We start from the raw sequence: 16109 nt of genomic DNA on the forward strand, positions 1-16109 counted from the left end.
AGGCGCGACGAATCGACGAGTACCGTTCCGTAAAGCCGGAAAAACCATCGATTCGCAAGGTTGCGGGAAAGTCGCGGAGATGCGATAAGCGCTACCGAGAGTGGTCGTCCCGGTCAAGAGAGTTAAAAGGCGACGGGTATTCGCTGAGGCCTCGTCATATGGCCGGGCCCGCCCGCGCTCAGGCAGCGCGGGCGGGCCCGGAGGTCACCGGCAGTCGTATGTGAAACCCGTGGTGACGGTGCGGTGGCCGGGGGTGGTGATGCGCAGTTCCGCCTGCGCCCGGTACGTGCCCTGGCCGCGGAACGTCCACAGCAGGTGCAGCCGGGCCTCGTGGCGGCCGCTGGGGACCTCCTCGTACAGCACGTCGGAGGAGGTGCCGTCGTTGCGTAGCCATCGGTAACCGATAGTGCCCGGGCGGCCGTTGGTCGTGACCACCGCGACGAGGTCGACGGTGTTGTCGCAGGGGGGCGCCGACGGGGAGGCGGTCACCGTCACCCCCTGCACCGCGAGGCCCGGGCCGAAGCGCTGCCAGGCGAGGAAGAGCAGCACCGCCGCCAGCACCGTCGCGGCCAGTGCGTACCGCCGCGGCCACCTGCGGCCTGCCGGCCTCGGCGGCGGGGACGGGGTGATCAGGCCCCGCCACACTTCGGCGGCGATGTTCGCCCGGGCCGCCGCGGCCGGTGTGACACCGGGCCCGAACCGCATCACGTCGCCCTCGACCCGGTCTGGGAGGACGACGGTGGGGCCCGCCTTCACCGTCGGCACCGCCCCCTCGGCGCTGACCGCGGGTTCCAGCCGTGCCGTCGGCAGAGTGGACGGCGCCCAGTGCTCGGCGAGGACGGTGGCGCTGTACTCGGGGTCGGCCGCCGCCCGTACGGGTTCGGCGTCCTGGGGCGCGGCGTCCCGCGGTGCCGCGTCAGCCGGCGGCGCGTCCGCGGGGCCGAGGTGGAGGGTGCGGTCCGTCTCCTCCGGCGGGAGGCCGGGTGACCCGTTCACGTGATCACGCAACCACGGGTGAGGATCTGCTGGAACGACTGGCCGTTGGCCGCCGCCGGCCCGGTGGTGGCGAGTGCTCCGAACCAACAGCCGCTGCCCCGCGGGAACGTGTGGTCGGCGGTGACGGTGTACGAGGTCGAGCCGCTGCGGGTGAAGGTCTGCGCGCCGTCGGCGGTGCCGCGCTCCCCCTTCGCGTCGCTCGTGTACCAGGCGACCGTGACGGTCACCGGGCGTGCGTCACTGGTGCGCACCTGGATCGTGGCCGAGGCGCTGAATACACCCGTCTGGCGGAGCGAGGTGACGGAGACGTCGCTCACGCTCACCGGCGGTGTCGGCGACGTGGAGGGCGACGCCGGCGGCGTGGTCGTCACGGACGCGGAGGCCGTGGCCGAGACCGTCGTGGTCGGTGTCGGCGTGCTCGGCGCTGTCGGCGTGGTGACGGCGGTGGGCCCGGTGGTCGCCGGGCTGCTCTCCGGCTGCGAGGGCGACGGACTCGTCGGACCGGGCGAGGGACTGCCCGGTGGAGCCGTCGTCCCCGGCGTGGCGGAGCTGCCGCGCGGGGTCGCTCTCGTCGTTTCCCCTGTCCAGTTGGCGGTCGTCTGCCGTGGGGCCTCGCCCGAGGCCACCGCGGCGAAGGTCAGCAGGCCGGCGATGATCAATCCGCCCACCGCGGCGAGCATGCCCTGACGCGTCAGGCGCCGCGCGCCGCCGCGGACCAGGGTCGTGGCCAGATCGGCCGTCCCCGGCGCCGGTCCCGCAGAGGGGAAGAGCAGCGGCAGCAGTGCCGCGAGCGCGGCGAGCCTGCGCTGACCTCGCTCCTCCCAGTCGCTCCCGTAGGCCGCTCCCGCGATCACCTCCAGTTCCGCGACGAACGCCTCGGCGTCGGCCGGACGCTCCTCCGGGTCCTTCGCCATCCCGCGGAGGATCAGGCCGCGTACCGCTTCCGGAGCCCGCTCCACCGGCACCGGGGCCTCGATGTGCTGTACGGCCAGTTCGGCGAAGTTGTCGCCTCGGAAGGGCTTGCTGCCGGTGAGGCACTCGTAGAAGGTCGCCGTCGCCGCGTACACATCCGTCGCGGGCGACGCCGTACGCCCGTTCCACTGCTCGGGGGCCATGTAGGCGGGCGTTCCCGCCACGGCCCCTTGGGTCCCGCTGCGCAAGGCGATGCCGAAGTCGACCAGCTTCGACGATCCGTCCACCGCGACCAGGACGTTCTCCGGTTTGTAGTCGCGGTGCACCACACCGGTGCGGTGGGCGGCGCCGAGGCCCAGCAACGACCCCTTGAGCACCACCAGAGCGGCCTCGGGCCCGGTGGCTCCTTCCTGCCGGAGGAGCGCCCTCAGCGGTAAGCCGTCGACCAGCTCCATGACGATCGCGGCACCCCGGGGACCCTCCACGTACTCGTACAGACTGACGACATACGGTGTATCGAGACCTCCCAGCAACTGTGCCTCGGCGCGGAACTCCTGGAGGAACTCCGGATCGGCCCGGAGTTCGTCGCTCAGGTACTTGATCGCGACGGGCGCTGACGTGGCGTCATGGGACGCGAGCACCACGCGACCGCCGCCGCCCGAGCCCAGCTCTCTGGTCTCGGTGTACCCGGGAGCCCTCCAGCCGCTCATTCAGTTGTCCCCCCTGAACGTGGCGCGGTGCCGGCGACCGCGTCGACTTTTCCTCAACAGACACGATTCCTCCGCGACCGGTTCCCGGGGAACCCCCCACCCGGCTGAACACCCCCCGCCGACCGTCCGTACTACGGGGGGACGTGCGTTCCGATCAACCGAACGGCAACAGGGGAGGCGGCCTGCATGGCCCCATCGCGCCACGTGCTCAGCTCCGTCGTCGCAGGCACGGCCGTCGTCGTGCTGCCGATGGCCCTGGCGGGACCGGCCGCCGCCCACGGCGCACCGGTGTCCCCGGTCAGCCGCGCCGCGGCGTGCGCGTCCGGAAGCGGACAGTACGTGGGGACGGCCGCCTGCCGTGCCGCCGCGGCCGCCAACGGCGGGAGCCGGCCCTTCGCGGACTGGGACAACCTCCGGGTCGCCGGGGTCGCCGGCCGCGACCGCCAGGTGATCCCGGACGGGAAGCTCTGCAGCGGCGGGCTGGCCGCCTTCCGCGGCCTGGACCTGCCGCGCGCCGACTGGCCGGTCACCCGCCTGACCCCGGGCGCCGCCTTCACCATGGCGTACGGCACGACCATCCCGCACCAGGGCACGTTCCGGCTGTACCTCACCAAGGAGGGCTACGACCCGACCCGGCCGCTGACCTGGTCGGCGCTCGCGAGCGACCCCTTCGTGAAGGTCACCGACCCGCCCGTGTCCGGCGGCGCCTACCGCATCGGCGGGCGGCTGCCCTCGGACCGCACCGGGCGGCACGTCCTCTTCACGATCTGGCAGAACTCCTCGACGCCCGACACCTATTACTCCTGTTCGGACGTCGTCTTCCCGGCCGCGGCAAAGGCGCCGGCCAAACCCGCCAAGCCGGCGAAGCCCGCCAGGCCCTCGGCGACGGCGACCTCCGCGAGCCCCACGGCCACGGCCTCCCGGGACGCGGCGTCCCCCTCCGCCGCCCGGACCGCCGAATCCGCTGCGGCCGTGCCGGCCTCCCCGCGGGACGCGGTCCACACCCCGGCCACCCGGCCCGTGGCCGCCGAGAGCCAGGGACCGGGACGCACCCTGCTGGCCCTCGGCAGCGCCACCCTGCTGGGCGGCATGGCCGCGGTCGCCCTGCTGTTCCGGCTGCGCCGCTCGCCTGGCACCCGGCGCCGGTAGGCCGGGCCGCCCGGGGCCGCTCGCCGGGGTCGTGGGATCCTGGCGCGGTGTCCTCGTCCGATCTCGCCGGTGCCGTGTTCTTCGACGTCGACGGCACCCTCGTCCCGGGTACGAGTTCGTCCGTCCATCTGGCCGGCTTCCTCGGCCACCGGGAGGAGCTGGCCCGGGCCGAAGACGCCTACGCAGCTGGTGAACTGAACAACCGTCAGGTCTCCGAGCTGGATGCCGCGGGCTGGGCGGGGGTTTCCGCCGAGCGGGTCTCCGGCTGGCTCGACGGGCTTCCCCTGGTGCCGGGCATCGCCGAGACCGTCGCCTGGTGCCGGCGGAACCGGCTGGTGCCCATCCTGGCGACGCTCGCCTGGTCACCCGTCGGCGGTCATCTGGCCCGGCGGTTCGGCTTCCACGCGTTCGGGGGGCCGCGCCTCGAGACGGCCGGCGGCCGGTTCACGGGCCGGGTCGCCAGTCACTTCGACGAGTACGACAAACGGGACGTCGCCCTCGCGCAGGCACGGCAGTTGGGGCTGGATCCCCGTGAGTGCGGGGCCGTCGGGGACAGCCGCTCCGACCTCCCGCTGTTCGCGTCCGTCGGGTTGAGCGTGGCGTTCAACGCCTCGGCGGGAGCGCGCGACGCGGCGACCGTCACGGTGGACGACGGCGACCTGCGCAGCGTGCTTCCCGCTCTGGGCCGCATGGTCTCCGCCACCGGTTGACGGCCCGGAGCGCGGCCCCGGAGCGCGGTCCGGAGGACGGCCGCCTACCGCAGCGGTTCGCTCAGCTCGACGGAGCGCAGGGCGGCCGCCAGGGCCTGTTCGTCCCCGACGTCCAGGGCCGTGTCGGTCAGTTTGAGGACGTGTTCGTCGCCGTGTGCCAGGGCCCGTTCGAAGACCTCCTCGGGGGTGAACGTGCCCTGCGGGGTGTACGCGACGGGCGCGTCCGGCGCGTACATCGCGGTCACCGTCGCGGAGGCCTTCCAGGCGGCCCGCAGGCTCGGCACCCACAGGGCGCGGGGGAGGGCGGGCAGGGTGCGCAGGACGGCGTTGGGGGCGGTGGCGGCGTGGACCAGCATCGTCTCCTCACCGTGGCCATGCGTGGCGTACCGGTGGGTGGCCGCACGCACCAGTTCGGTCAGGCGGGTGAGGGCCTCGTCCGGGTCCGTGACGGAGGCCGCCCACACCGGCAGGCCTGTGACGCGGCCGAGCCGCGCCGGGAAGCCGCCGTCCCGTACGGCGATGGGCGCCACCGCGTCGAGAGCCGCGGCCGCGCTGCCCGCGCCGGGCAGCGGGGCGAGACCCGCGACGGGGTGGTGGCGGGCGGCCCAGTAGCCGAGGCCGTGGGCGAGTTCGGCCAGACGGGGCGCGGTGGCCTCGCCGGCCAGCAGGGTGCGTACGGCGTGGCCCACCCGGATCACCGGATGCGTCGAGCCGCCGTACAGGCCGGGCAGCAGCCGCGGCCACCACTGCGTCAGAACCTCCTGCCAGGGGTGCTCGGCGATCTCGCGCCCGAAGTAGCCGATCCAGTCGGCGGCGCGGCGTGGATCGCCGAGCGCGGAGCGCCAGTCGGCGGCCGTGACCGGCTCGACGCCGGAGGGGAACTCCTCGAGCTTGCGCGCGTACAGGTCGAGCCAGCGGTGCACGGCAGCGGCCTGCCCGCGGGCGGCGAGGGCCTCGACGGCCATCGGCGCGTGGTTGGTGAGCCGTCCGAGCCGTTCGGGCCCCGATCCGTGCAGCCGCTGGAGCGCCTCGTCCAGGGTCCCTGTCGTATCCATGGCCAAGACGGTAGGCGGATCACCCGGGCGGCGTAACCGGCCAGGGACGTAAGACCCGGCCTAGGTCCGCCGCCCGGGCGCGCTCGTATCCGGCGCGCTCGTATCCGGCGCGCTCGTGCCCGGTGCCGTGCGCCTACGGTGCTACGGGTGCCGGGACGAGGCCGTCGGCGACGAGGCCGGCCAGGACGGCCTCCCCGAGCGCGTGCACCGCGGACTGCGGGCGCACCATCACGGTGAACTCCTTGATCAGGCCCGCCTCGTCGACCTGCAGCAGGTCGATGCCGTGGATGCTCCTGCCGCCCACGGTGGCGCGGAACACCAGCACGGTCGACGGTGCCCCGGTGCCGTCGGCGCTGGTCTCGACCGTGCCGTCCAGGGTCCCCACGTAGTGGAAGTCCTCGAAGGTGCGCAGCAGGACACCGAAGAGCCCCATCACCATGGGCTTGCCCTCGAACGGGGTGAACTTCACGGGGCTGTACAGACGGACGTCGTCGTGGAACAGCTCGTCCAGCGCGCTGAGATCGCTGCGCTCGACGGCGGACCGGAAGCGTTCGGCGGCGGTCATGGCTCCTCCTGGTCGTCCGGCTCCGGACACCGGCACTCAGAAAATTGATTAGTCAGATTCTTGAGTATCATGGGGAGCGTCCACACGGAAGAGCGCGGAACGGCACGCCGGGACGGGCGGACGGAAGGGGAGCCGGGATGGCCCTGCGGCACGCGGTACTGGCCGCGCTCCTGGACGGGGAGCTCAGCGGCTACGAGCTGACGAAGGCGTTCGACATCGGCGTGGCCAACTTCTGGCACGCCCTGCCGCAGCAGCTCTACGCCGAACTGGCCAGGCTCGAGAAGGAGGGGCTGATCGCGGGCCGGGAGGTCGTCCAGGACAGCCGGCCCAACAAGCGCCTCTTCCACGTCACCGAGGACGGGGTCGGCGAGCTGGAGCGCTTCGCGGCGGCGGTCGGCAAACCCTCCTTCATCCGCGACGACCTGCTGGTGGCGGTGCAGGCCGCCGACGTCGTCGACGCCGGGGAGCTGATCGCCCGGCTCGGCGAGCGGGCCGCCTTCGCCGACGCCAAGATCGAGCTGTTCGAACGGCTTCTCGCACGGATGCGCGGCGACCGCGGCGAGGAGGAGTTCCTCGGCCGCGGCCGCCGCGTCGGCCCGTACCTCACCTGTCTGCGGGGCCTCGCCTTCGAGGAGGGCAACCGGGACTGGTGCCGGCGGGCCGCCGAGGTCCTGCGGCGGCGGGCCCGCGTCGCGGAGGAGCGCTGACGGCCTGCCGAGCCCGGCTCAGCCCGCCCGCAGGGCTGCCGTCAGCCAGGCGACCGCCGGGGACAGCGCGGGGGGTGCCTCCTGGCCGCCCACCCGCGCCAGCAGCTGCCAGTAGCGCTCATAGCGGGAGTCGTGGGAGATCTCCAGCCGTTCGGCCAGCCACGACCGGAACTCGGGACCGTCCGTACGGCCGGACAACTCCGCGTAGGCGGCGACGAGTTCCTCCACGACCGGACGGGCCGTCGGCGAGGCCGGGTCGATGCCCGCGGCCACCGCGCCGCCGGCGCGCTCGCGCAGCAACTCTGCCGTCCGGCGGGCCGCCGCCGGGTCCGGCCGTCCGCCGTCCGCGAGCGTGTGGCTCTGGTCGGCGACGGCCCGGCGGACGCCGGCCCTGAAGGCCTCGTCCTGGATCAGCTCCGCCAGCTCCACCCAGGCGCCCACCTGCTCCGGCGAGGCGTCGTCGGGGAGTTCGGGCAGCGCGGCGCGCATCATGGCCGGGAATCCGGGGTCGACGTCGATGCCGCTCACGATGTGGTCGACGAACTCGTCGACGAGGCGGCGGCGTTCACGGTCCGAGAGGGTGGCGAGTCGGTGCATCAGTTCCGTCTCCTGTGGTGAGGCCCCGCGCCCCGCGACCGTCCGCAGCACCGCCTGGCGGATCCGCAGGGTGCGGATCTGCACCTCCAGGGCCTCGGCGTGGGCCGCGGCGACCTCGGCGACGGTGACCCGGCTGTCCAGGATGGAGTGGACGGACGCGAGGTCGATGCCGAGGTCGCGCAGTGTGCGCACGAGGGCCAGGCGGTCCAGCGCGGCCCGGTCGTAGAGCCGGTAGCCGGCGGGTGTCCGATCGGTCGGCGGCACCACTCCGGTGTCCGACCAGTACCGGATGGTCTTCACGGTCAGACCGGTCAGCCGGGCCAGGTCACCGATGGTGTGGAGGGTGTCGTCGTCCATGTCCGCCATCCTGGGGTCTCCCGCCGCGGGAGACTCAAGCTCCCGCCCCGAGGGTGCGGCCCCGCGCTTGAGTGCCCGTACTCAGGTGCGATCCCGCCGCGGCTTCCAGACTCGCGTCATGACTCCTCCGGTCGATCGCTTCCCGACACGGCGCGCCGAGAACCGGACCGCCGTCGGGATGTTCCTCACCAGCCTCCTCCTGGCCGTCGCCACGTACGTCGCGGTCGGTCTGTGGGAGGTGACCCACACTTTCTGCCTCGACGGGCCGGGCTGCCCCGGGCCCGACGCCGTCGACCTCGCCGTGTACGGCTCCGTCCTCGGCCTGCCGGCCGTCTACTTCGCCGGTACGGCCGTGGTCCTGATGCGCCGCGGCGTCACGGCCGCCGCGGGCGTGCAGGCGGTCTTCCTGACGGGGTGGCTCGTGCCGGCGTCGGTGCTCGCCCTGAGGCTGCTCGCTTCGTGACCACCGCACCGCGCCTCACCACGCGCGGGCCTCGCGCAGCAGCAGGTCGCGGACGAGGCCGAGGTGCGGGTGGTGGCCGGCGCCCGGGCGCTGGACGAGGTGGGCGGTGTTGATGGGCGGGTCGTCGGGTTCCAGCAGCGGCACGAGCGTCCCCTCGGCCAGAGCGGCGGCGCACAGGTAGCGGGGGAGGACGGTGAAGCCCGCGCCGGCGGCGACGGCGGCCAGCACGCCCCGCAGGTCGGGTACGGTCACGGCGGCCTGGCCGGTGAGCCGGCGGCCGAACACATGGCGCCAGTAGCGGCGGGCGATCGGCAGGTCCTCGGCGTACGAGACGAGCGGGACGCCGCTCAGCGCGCCGGGCCCGCCGGACGCCACGTCCAGCCGGGCGGCCCGCGACGGGGCGGCCACCAGTACGAACTCCTCGTCCATCAGGGGGACGGCGCTGAGCAGCCGGCCGCGCGGGCGGTGCGTGGAGATCACCAGGTCGTGCTGTCCGGCCCGCAGCGACTCCAGCAGGTCGTCGGTGAGCCCGGTACCGATCCGCAGCCGTACCCCGCGCTCGACGAGCGGGGCCAGCGCCGGCAGCACACGCTCGCACAGCAGCTCCGCCGGGCCCCCGAGGCGGACCGGCTCGGCCGGGACGTCCGGGTCGCCGTGCCCGCGCTCGGCGACGGCGGCGAGCGCGTCGAGCGGTTCGGCCACCCGGCCGGCGAGCTCGTCGGCGAAGGGCGTGGCGGCGACCCCGCGGGGCAGCCGCTCGAAGAGCTCCCGGTCCAGCTGTCCTTCGAGCGTACGGATCTGGGTGGTCACCGTCGGCTGGGACAGTCCCAGGAGCCGGGCGGCCGCGGTGAACGAGCCGGAGCGGTGCACCGCGAGGAACGTGCGCAGCAGGGTCAGGTCCAGCGAACCCCCCGCGGCCCGGTGTTCCGGGCGCATTCCCGGAGACCCATTGGAATCCGTATGGCTCATGATGGCGATCCTATTGGAATCCGATGGGTGACCCGTCCTACCGTCGTGCTGTCCGGCCCGCCGCGACGCGGGCCGGCCGCAACCGACACCCCAAGGAGACCTCACATGGCGAAGATCCTGTTCGTCCTGACCGGCGCCTCGTCCTGGACGCTGTCCGACGGCACCGAGCACCCGACCGGCTTCTGGGCGGAGGAGGCCGTGACCCCGCACCGCGTCCTCACCGCCGCGGGGCACGAGGTCGTCGTCGCCACCCCGGGCGGCGTCGTCCCGGCCGTGGACCGGGGGAGTCTGGCCCCCGCGTTCAACGGCGGCGAGGAGGGCGCCCGGGCGGTCGCCGAGGAACTGGAGGCGATGACGGCGCTGCGGCACCCGATCAAGCTGGAGGAGGCGGATCTCGACGACTACGCCGCGGTGTTCTACCCCGGCGGGCACGGCCCGATGGAGGACCTCGCCGTCGACCCGGTCTCCGGCCGCCTGCTGACCGCCGCCCTCGACTCGGGCAAGCCGCTCGGCGTCGTCTGCCACGGCCCCGCGGCCCTGCTCGCCGCCGAACGGGCCGACGGCGCCTGGCCGTTCGCCGGCTACCGGCTGACCGCCTTCACCGATGCCGAGGAGACCCAGGCCGGGCTCGCGGACCGCGCCCCCTGGCTCCTGCAGGACCGGCTGGTCGCCCTCGGGGCGGACTTCCAGGAGGGCGAGCCCTGGGCGCCCCACGTGGTGGCCGACCGCAACCTGATCACCGGTCAGAACCCTGCCTCCTCCGGTCCGCTGGCCGAGCGCCTGCTCGCCGCGCTGGACTGAGGCTGGACCGGCCCGCCCGCGCCCCCGAGGATGGGGTGCCATGGAGATGGACAGCGTGGCCGACGCCGAGGCCCTGGCCCGCCTGGCGCACGAGGGCCAGACCGACCGCATCGGCGTGCCCTACATCGAGCACGTCCGGGCGGTCGCGGCGGGCCTCGCCGCCTTCGGCCCGGAACTGCAGATGGCCGGGCTCCTGCACGACGTCGTCGAGGACACCCCCTGGACCGCCGGCCGGCTGCGCGCCGCCGGCGTCCCGGACCGGGTCGTCGGCATCGTCGAGCAGGTCACCAACGAGCCCGGCGTGCCCTACGAGGAGAAGCTGCGGCGGATCGCCGCCTCCCGCGACGCGGCCCTGGTCAAGATCGCCGACAACGCCCACAACAGCCGTCCGGACCGGGCCGCGCGCCTCGACGAGGCGCAACGGCTGCGGCTGGCCGCCAAGTACCGCCGCGCACGGGCCGTTCTGTGGCCCGCGGTGCCCCGCGAGGACGTGGCCGCCATCCTCGCGGTCGTCAACACCGCGCTGCTGCCGGATCTTCCGCCGGCCGGCGGACCGCGGTGACCACCCGCTGCAGGCTGGCCAGCCAGATCGCGGCGTCCACGGCGTAGTACAGCAGCGGGTCCGGTGCCCGGCCGCCCGAGGCCGCGCAGACGTCGGCGATGACGGTGCGGTCCGTGGGCACGCTCCGCCGCGGTGACTCGTCGGGCGCCGGACGCATGGTCCCCGAGCGCAGGTCGTACGTCAGCGGCAGCGTCGTCAGCCGCAGATGGTGGGCCGCGTCCCGCAGGTGGGCGGCACTCAGCGGCCACGCCGCCAGCGCGCCCGGAGGGCAGTGGTCCACCAGGGTCTGCCCCATGGTCAGCACCCGGTTCCCGGCCAGCATGATCGCCTGGAAATCCGTCGGCAGGGCGGGCCCGGCCCCGGGAGTGTCGCGTTCGGTCGCGAACTGCGCGTAACTCGCCTCAGCGATCAGCTGGGCGAGCCGGGCCCTCGGCAGCGCGTCGCCCATCGTCCCCGTGCCGGTGATGCAGTCGGTGATCTGGGTGACCGCCCGGGTGCCCTGGTCCAGCAGCCGCGAACAGGCCCGCCCCAGCTCGCCCGTGCCGCCCCGCGGCCAGGCCAGCAGCCCGACGAGGGTGCCGGTCAGCACGCCCGTCACCACGTCCGCGATCCGGAACGCGGCGAGTTCGGGACCCGCGGGGGCGATCTGCGTGAAGGCGGTGGCCACCGCGACCGTGAAGAAGGCCTGGCCCCAGCCGAGTCCGAGCAGCGGCCCCGCGGTGAACGCCAGGAAGAACACCGGCGGCATCGCCACGGCGTACACCAGCGGGTGGTCGCCCACGAACACCAGCAGCAGCGCCGCCACCCCGGCCCCGACCAGCGTGCCCCGTACCGCGGGGACCACGGTCGTACGGGTGCCGGCGGCACTGGTGCGCATCACCGTCAGCGTGGTCAGCAGTGCCCAGAAGCCGTGCGACAGGTCGAGCCCGCCGGCGATCAGCCGCGCCGCGGCCAGCGCCAGCGCGATGCGCACGGCGTTCTGGAAGTAGACCGAGCGCGGCGTGAGATGCGCCCGCATCCGGTGCCCGTACAGCCTGACGGGCGACTGCCCCGCGTACCAGAACGGTCCCGGTCCCTCCGTGGGCCGCGTCGCCTCGGACCGCACCGGCGCGCCGAGCGCGATCCGCACCGACGTGACCAGGAAGGCCGCGGTGTACGCGATGTCGAGCGCGATCGCCCCGTCCCGCACCGTCGTCGCGGAGGCCGCCCCGGACACCGGCCGGCGGGCCCGGTGCGCCTCGAAGGCCTCCGCGGTGGCCGCGCACGGGGCGACCAGGGGCGCCGGCGCCTCGCCCCGCAGGGCCCGGGCGGCGCTGTGGCAGGCGGTGGCCGAGGCCAGCAGCATCCGCGACCGCGCGGCGTCGGGGGCCGGCGGGCGCTCCGCCGCGTCGTCCGCCAACTGCCCGGTCTGCGCCAGCAGGTGCCGCAGATACGCGGCGCCCTGGCACAGCGCCCGGTCGCGGGCCCCCGCGGACACCGGCCGCTCGTCCTTCGGCACATGGCTCATGCGCAACCGCTGCGCCGTCTCCAGCAGGCCCTCCGACCGCTCCCGCACCACCGGGGGCTCCAGCGCCAGCGACTGCAGGGCGTCCGCCGCGGCCTCGCACGCCTGGGCGAGCCGGTCCTGGTAGCGGCCCGGTGAGGGATCCGGCCACACGCAGACCTCGGCCGCCGCCATCAGCAGCACACCGACCACCAGACCGGACAGCCGCAGGCCCAGCGTCTCCGGCTGGTACGGGGGGAAGCACGGCAGGATGTAGAACAACTGCAGGCCGTTCGCGAGCCCGACCAGCTTCGGCCCGCCCACCCCCGCGTACGTCACCGCGAAGCCGACCCCGAGCATCCCCAGCGCCGCCGTCCAGTCGCTCACGGCCAGCGCCGTGCCCAGGGCCACCAGCAGCGCGGCCACCGGCAGCGCGGCCAGCAGCGTCCGGGCACGCTCACGCGGCGTACCCGGCACGTACGACAGGGCGCCGGAGGCGACCGCGCCGAAGAGGGCGTAGATCGCGACGACCGGGTCGCCGAAGCCGTAGCGCGCCACAAAGAAGCTCAGGCACGCCACCAGCGTCACCCGAGCGGAACGGCGCACCGCCCGAAGACCCGGATCACGGGCCCGCACCCACTCCAGCCCACCGCGACCGGGCACCCGCGGCCTCCTCGCTGCTCAGGTCCACGACACGCCGGACCCCTCCAGATCACCGTAGGCCGGGCGGCACCGCCCGGCCACCGCGCCGTCCTGACCGGTCCGCGCCTCACAGGCGCACGGTGACCAGCGCGATGTCGTCCGCCGCGCCCCCGGTGACGCCGAGCCGGGTCAGCAGGGCGTCCGCGAGCGGTTCCGCGCCGAGCCGGGGCTTCTCGGCGAGCGCCGAGGTCAACCGGGCCAGGCCCGTGTAGATGTCCTCACCGCGGCGCTCGATCAGCCCGTCGGTGTAGAGCACCAGCGTGTCCCCCGGCCGGTAGGAGACGGCCGCCTGCGGTCGGGGGACGTGGGCGGGACGGGCCCCCAGGGGCGGGTCGGTCGCCTGGTCCAGCAGTTCGCAGCGGCCGTCGCCATGGAGCAAAACGGGCGGCGGATGCCCGGCGCTGCTGTAGCTGACCGTGTGCCGCTCCTTGTCGATCAGCGCGCTGAAGGCCGTGGTGGCGAGGGCGCCTTCCACACAGCGGGCGTACTGGCCGACGACCTCCAGGGCCTTGGCGGGCCCGTCGACGGTGCGCATCGCCGCGCTCAGCGCGCTGCGCAGCATCCCCATCACGCTGGCGGCCTCCAGACCGTGGCCCACGACGTCGCCGACCGCCACCGCGTAGCAGCCCGGCGAGAGGTTGACCACGTCGTACCAGTCGCCGCACACGTTCAGCGAGCCCGCCGCCGGCAGGTAGCGCACCGCGATGTCCTCGTGCTGGACCAGGTCCGGGGAGTGCAGCATGGCCTCCTGCAGCGTCAGGGCGACCTTCCGTTCGCGGGCGTGGGCCTCGCGCAGTTGGTCGTTGAGGCGCTGCAGTTCCCGGGCCCGCGCGTACATCTCGGCCTCCATCGCCTGCTCCCGCTCGCTCAGCTCGGAGCCCTGCAGCCCGTGCCGGTGCCTGCGGGCCTGGACGAACGCCGTCACGTCCTCGACCCGGTGGATGATCCACGCCACCGTGCCGTCCGGCCCGAGGACGGGCGTGTTGATCGGGCTCCACCAGCGCTCCTCGAACCTCCCCGGCTCGGCCACCAGCGGGATGTCGTAGCGCTGCGCCGCCATCGTGTCGGGCTCGCGGGAGGCCAGCACCCGTTGCAGGGAGGCGCTGAGGTTGCGCACCCCGTCGGCCAGCGGGTCGGCGGGGTTGTCGGGGAACGCGTCGAAGATGTACTGCCCGACCAGGTCGTCCCGGGTGCGCCGGGTCGCCTCCAGGTACGCCCGGTTGACGCTCACGATGACGAGCGCCGCGTCCAGTACCAGGTACGGGCTGGGCGTCGCCGCGAAGAGCGCCGCGTAGTCGATCCGCGGTGCCGCCGCGGTGTGCTGCTCGTCGTCCCCCCGCTCGGGCAGGGCCACCCCACCAATCTATAAGGCGCCCGGTGTCCTCACCTGTTCGCGCGGCGGGCGGACCCCGGCCGGGCCGCCGGCGCTCAGCCCGCGGCGAGCGAGGTACGGGACTCCAGGTCGCGGCGCGTGGCGTCGCCGTACTCGCCGCTCTCGTCGCCGCGGACGCCGTACCAGACCTGGAAGCGGGCGACGGCCGCCGCGAGGCGCCCGTCGAAGCGGCCGTCGACCGCGCCGCCCGCGTACACGTCCGGGATCCGCAGGAGCCGGGCCTGCAGTTCGCTGACGGCCGGTCCGGTGTCGCCCCGGCGGAGCACCCCGCCGATCGTGCCCGCGCCGGGGGAGCCGGGAGCCGTGGCCGTGGGCGCGCCGGGAGCGGCGGGTGCGGCGCCCTGCGGCGCGCGGGGGTGGAGGACGCCGGGGGCGAACAGGGCCAGCGCGAGCGCGAATCCGGCGGCCCCGCCGGTGCCGGTCAGCACCGCGACGCGCAGGGCGCGCGTGGTACGCGGGGGGCGCCGCGGCGGCCGTTCCGTCCGGGCCCCGGCCCGGGGGTCCGCACGCGGTGGTGCGGGCCGTCGTGGGGGCGGTGCGGTGCGCGGCAGCGGCTGGGTGTCGGGGCCGCCGTCCCGGGGCGGGGTGGGCCCGGTGGAACCGCCGGCCGGGCGGAACAGGTCGAGGGAGTCCTCCCACGGCTCGTCCGGCCCCCCGGATGCCTCCCGCGCGGGGATGATGCGCGTCGGCTCGATCATGCGGCGCCGTGACGGTCCTCCGCCGGACGGGTTCGGCACAGCGGTCCCCCTGTTCTCCCCCCGTCATCCGTTACGGGCCGACCACGCTAGGACCCGCCGGTGGGCGAAGGCCCGGAATCGCCGAACTCGTCGCGGGAAGGGTTGTGTTGGGGTATGCGCCCGGTCTCCGGCGGCGACCGGGCGGGGACCCTGCCGACCTCGTGGGGGGCCGGTCGCCTATCGTCGTGCTGCGGAGACCGCTCCGCGGCTGACGGCACCAAGTGGAGGACGACTGTGCGCTACCGGGACCTGGGACGCAGCGGGCTGCGGGTGTCGGAGATCGGCTACGGAGCCTGGGGGATCGGCGAGTCCGCGTGGGTGGGCGCCACCGAGGACGAGTCCGTACGCGCCCTGAACCGGGCCGTCGACCTCGGGGTGAACCTCATCGACACCGCCCGCGGCTACGGCGAGAGCGAGCGCATCGTCGGACGGGTCGTCCGCGAACGCGCCCGCGCCGGCGAGGAGGTCCTCGTGGCCACCAAAGTGCCGCCGAAGAACCGGCTGTGGCCCGCGCCCGACGGTGTCGACCCCGCCGAGGCGTTCCCCGGCGACCACATCCGCGAGAGCCTCGACACCAGCCTGCGGGCGAGCGGCCTCGACCACTTCGACGTCCTCCAGTTCCACGTCTGGAGCGACGAGTGGGTCCGCCGCGGGGACTGGGCGGAGACCGTCGCCGACCTCAAGAAGCAGGGCAAGATCCGGCTCTTCGGCGTGTCCGTCAACGACCACGAGCCGGACAACGCCCTCGCCCTGGTCCGCAGCGGCCTCGTGGACACGGTGCAGGTGATCTACAACGTCTTCGACCAGGCGCCGGCCGACGCGCTGCTGCCCGCCTGCCAGGAGCACGGCGTCGGCGTCATCGTCCGGGTGGCCCTCGACGAGGGCGGCCTCACCGGCCGGATCACCGCCGGGACCGACTTCCCCGAAGGCGACTTCCGCAACCGCTACTTCCGCGACGACCGGCCCGCGCAGGTGGAGCGGCACGTGGACGCCGTCGTCGCCGACCTCGGCATCGAGCGGGACGACATGGCGGAGACCGCCCTGCGGTTCGTGCTGAGCGCCCCCGCGGTCTCCACCGTCATCCCCGGCATGCGGTCGGTGCGCAACGTCGAGCGGAACACCGCGCTGAGCGACGGACGCCCCCTGACGCCGGAACAACTCGCCGTGCTGGCCGGGCACCGCTGGGAGCGCAACTTCTACGGCTGACCGGCCCGGCCGCCCGCAGCATGAACGCCCCCCTT

16 protein-coding genes are annotated in these 16109 nt (G+C 74.5%); 7 read left to right on the plus strand and 9 right to left on the minus strand.

Annotated features, from left to right (window positions below):
• Positions 1-204 precede the first annotated feature (204 nt).
• Positions 205-996: a hypothetical protein gene (locus CHF15_RS31615; RefSeq protein WP_179280057.1), complete on the minus strand. Its 792-nt coding sequence runs from the start codon at positions 994-996 to the stop codon at positions 205-207.
• The gene (locus CHF15_RS31620) at positions 993-2618 is read right to left on the minus strand and encodes a serine/threonine-protein kinase (RefSeq protein ID WP_089227330.1); all 1626 of its coding nucleotides are present in this window, start codon (positions 2616-2618) and stop codon (positions 993-995) included. The genes CHF15_RS31615 and CHF15_RS31620 overlap by 4 nt, the downstream gene beginning before the upstream one ends.
• A 186-nt stretch (positions 2619-2804) precedes the next feature.
• On the opposite strand from CHF15_RS31620, the gene CHF15_RS31625 reads away from it, so the two are divergent.
• Positions 2805-3767: a lytic polysaccharide monooxygenase gene (locus tag CHF15_RS31625; protein WP_245939138.1), complete on the plus strand. Its 963-nt coding sequence runs from the start codon at positions 2805-2807 to the stop codon at positions 3765-3767.
• Positions 3768-3814: 47 nt separating this feature from the next.
• Positions 3815-4477: an HAD family hydrolase gene (locus CHF15_RS31630; RefSeq protein WP_245939139.1), complete on the plus strand. Its 663-nt coding sequence runs from the start codon at positions 3815-3817 to the stop codon at positions 4475-4477.
• Between the two features lie 44 nt (positions 4478-4521).
• Here CHF15_RS31630 and CHF15_RS31635 read toward each other — a convergent pair whose 3' ends face one another.
• Together CHF15_RS31635 and CHF15_RS31640 are read right to left on the minus strand one after the other, a co-directional pair.
• The gene (locus CHF15_RS31635; RefSeq protein WP_089227332.1) at positions 4522-5532 is read right to left on the minus strand and encodes a questin oxidase family protein; all 1011 of its coding nucleotides are present in this window, start codon (positions 5530-5532) and stop codon (positions 4522-4524) included.
• 133 nt (positions 5533-5665) lie between these two features.
• Complete coding sequence (locus CHF15_RS31640; RefSeq protein WP_089227333.1) at positions 5666-6097, minus strand: nuclear transport factor 2 family protein; 432 nt, start codon at positions 6095-6097, stop codon at positions 5666-5668.
• Positions 6098-6234: 137 nt separating this feature from the next.
• On the opposite strand from CHF15_RS31640, the gene CHF15_RS31645 reads away from it, so the two are divergent.
• Positions 6235-6804: a PadR family transcriptional regulator gene (locus tag CHF15_RS31645; protein WP_089227334.1), complete on the plus strand. Its 570-nt coding sequence runs from the start codon at positions 6235-6237 to the stop codon at positions 6802-6804.
• Between the two features lie 18 nt (positions 6805-6822).
• Here CHF15_RS31645 and CHF15_RS31650 read toward each other — a convergent pair whose 3' ends face one another.
• Positions 6823-7758, minus strand: coding sequence for a MerR family transcriptional regulator (locus tag CHF15_RS31650; RefSeq protein WP_089227428.1), 936 nt, complete (start codon positions 7756-7758; stop codon positions 6823-6825).
• Between the two features lie 118 nt (positions 7759-7876).
• On the opposite strand from CHF15_RS31650, the gene CHF15_RS31655 reads away from it, so the two are divergent.
• Positions 7877-8221, plus strand: coding sequence for a hypothetical protein (locus tag CHF15_RS31655; RefSeq protein WP_089227335.1), 345 nt, complete (start codon positions 7877-7879; stop codon positions 8219-8221).
• 15 nt (positions 8222-8236) lie between these two features.
• On the opposite strand, the gene CHF15_RS31660 is transcribed toward CHF15_RS31655, so the two are convergent.
• A complete protein-coding gene (locus CHF15_RS31660) occupies positions 8237-9190 on the minus strand; it encodes a LysR family transcriptional regulator (RefSeq protein WP_220093345.1) in 954 nt (317 codons plus the stop codon).
• Positions 9191-9295: 105 nt separating this feature from the next.
• Between CHF15_RS31660 and CHF15_RS31665 the strand changes: the two genes are divergently transcribed.
• Positions 9296-9991: a type 1 glutamine amidotransferase domain-containing protein gene (locus tag CHF15_RS31665; RefSeq protein ID WP_089227337.1), complete on the plus strand. Its 696-nt coding sequence runs from the start codon at positions 9296-9298 to the stop codon at positions 9989-9991.
• Positions 9992-10037: 46 nt separating this feature from the next.
• The gene (locus tag CHF15_RS31670) at positions 10038-10553 is read left to right on the plus strand and encodes an HD domain-containing protein (protein ID WP_089227429.1); all 516 of its coding nucleotides are present in this window, start codon (positions 10038-10040) and stop codon (positions 10551-10553) included.
• On the opposite strand, the gene CHF15_RS31675 is transcribed toward CHF15_RS31670, so the two are convergent.
• From CHF15_RS31675 to CHF15_RS31685, 3 genes are all read right to left on the minus strand, one after another.
• Positions 10504-12699: an FUSC family protein gene (locus tag CHF15_RS31675; protein ID WP_143681687.1), complete on the minus strand. Its 2196-nt coding sequence runs from the start codon at positions 12697-12699 to the stop codon at positions 10504-10506. The two genes, CHF15_RS31670 and CHF15_RS31675, sit on opposite strands and share 50 nt — an antisense overlap.
• Before the next feature lie 106 nt (positions 12700-12805).
• Positions 12806-14092 carry a PP2C family protein-serine/threonine phosphatase gene (locus CHF15_RS31680; RefSeq protein ID WP_089227339.1) on the minus strand — a complete coding sequence of 429 codons (1287 nt, stop codon included), beginning with the start codon at positions 14090-14092 and terminating at the stop codon, positions 12806-12808.
• 74 nt (positions 14093-14166) lie between these two features.
• Entirely contained in the window at positions 14167-14829 is a 663-nt protein-coding gene (locus CHF15_RS31685; protein ID WP_089227340.1) for a peptidoglycan-binding domain-containing protein, read from the minus strand.
• A gap of 273 nt (positions 14830-15102) precedes the next feature.
• On the opposite strand from CHF15_RS31685, the gene CHF15_RS31690 reads away from it, so the two are divergent.
• On the plus strand, positions 15103-16074 hold the full coding sequence (locus CHF15_RS31690; protein WP_089227341.1) for an aldo/keto reductase: 972 nt from the start codon (positions 15103-15105) through the stop codon (positions 16072-16074).
• Positions 16075-16109: the final 35 nt, after the last annotated feature.

Source organism: Actinacidiphila glaucinigra, from assembly GCF_900188405.1.
GTDB lineage: Bacteria > Actinomycetota > Actinomycetes > Streptomycetales > Streptomycetaceae > Actinacidiphila > Actinacidiphila glaucinigra.

Excerpts from the sequence above, each read along its gene's own strand:
- CHF15_RS31620 (WP_089227330.1), bottom strand. The coding sequence starts at position 2,618 with ATGAGCGGCTGGAGGGCTCCCGGGTACACCGAGACCAGAGAGCTGGGC.
- CHF15_RS31665 (WP_089227337.1), top strand. The coding sequence starts at position 9,296 with ATGGCGAAGATCCTGTTCGTCCTGACCGGCGCCTCGTCCTGGACGCTG.
- CHF15_RS31645 (WP_089227334.1), top strand. The coding sequence starts at position 6,235 with ATGGCCCTGCGGCACGCGGTACTGGCCGCGCTCCTGGACGGGGAGCTC.
- CHF15_RS31685 (WP_089227340.1), bottom strand. The coding sequence starts at position 14,829 with ATGATCGAGCCGACGCGCATCATCCCCGCGCGGGAGGCATCCGGGGGG.
- CHF15_RS31670 (WP_089227429.1), top strand. The coding sequence starts at position 10,038 with ATGGACAGCGTGGCCGACGCCGAGGCCCTGGCCCGCCTGGCGCACGAG.
- CHF15_RS31650 (WP_089227428.1), bottom strand. The coding sequence starts at position 7,758 with ATGGACGACGACACCCTCCACACCATCGGTGACCTGGCCCGGCTGACC.
- CHF15_RS31660 (WP_220093345.1), bottom strand. The coding sequence starts at position 9,190 with ATGAGCCATACGGATTCCAATGGGTCTCCGGGAATGCGCCCGGAACAC.
- CHF15_RS31635 (WP_089227332.1), bottom strand. The coding sequence starts at position 5,532 with ATGGATACGACAGGGACCCTGGACGAGGCGCTCCAGCGGCTGCACGGA.
- CHF15_RS31655 (WP_089227335.1), top strand. The coding sequence starts at position 7,877 with ATGACTCCTCCGGTCGATCGCTTCCCGACACGGCGCGCCGAGAACCGG.
- CHF15_RS31625 (WP_245939138.1), top strand. The coding sequence starts at position 2,805 with ATGGCCCCATCGCGCCACGTGCTCAGCTCCGTCGTCGCAGGCACGGCC.
- CHF15_RS31640 (WP_089227333.1), bottom strand. The coding sequence starts at position 6,097 with ATGACCGCCGCCGAACGCTTCCGGTCCGCCGTCGAGCGCAGCGATCTC.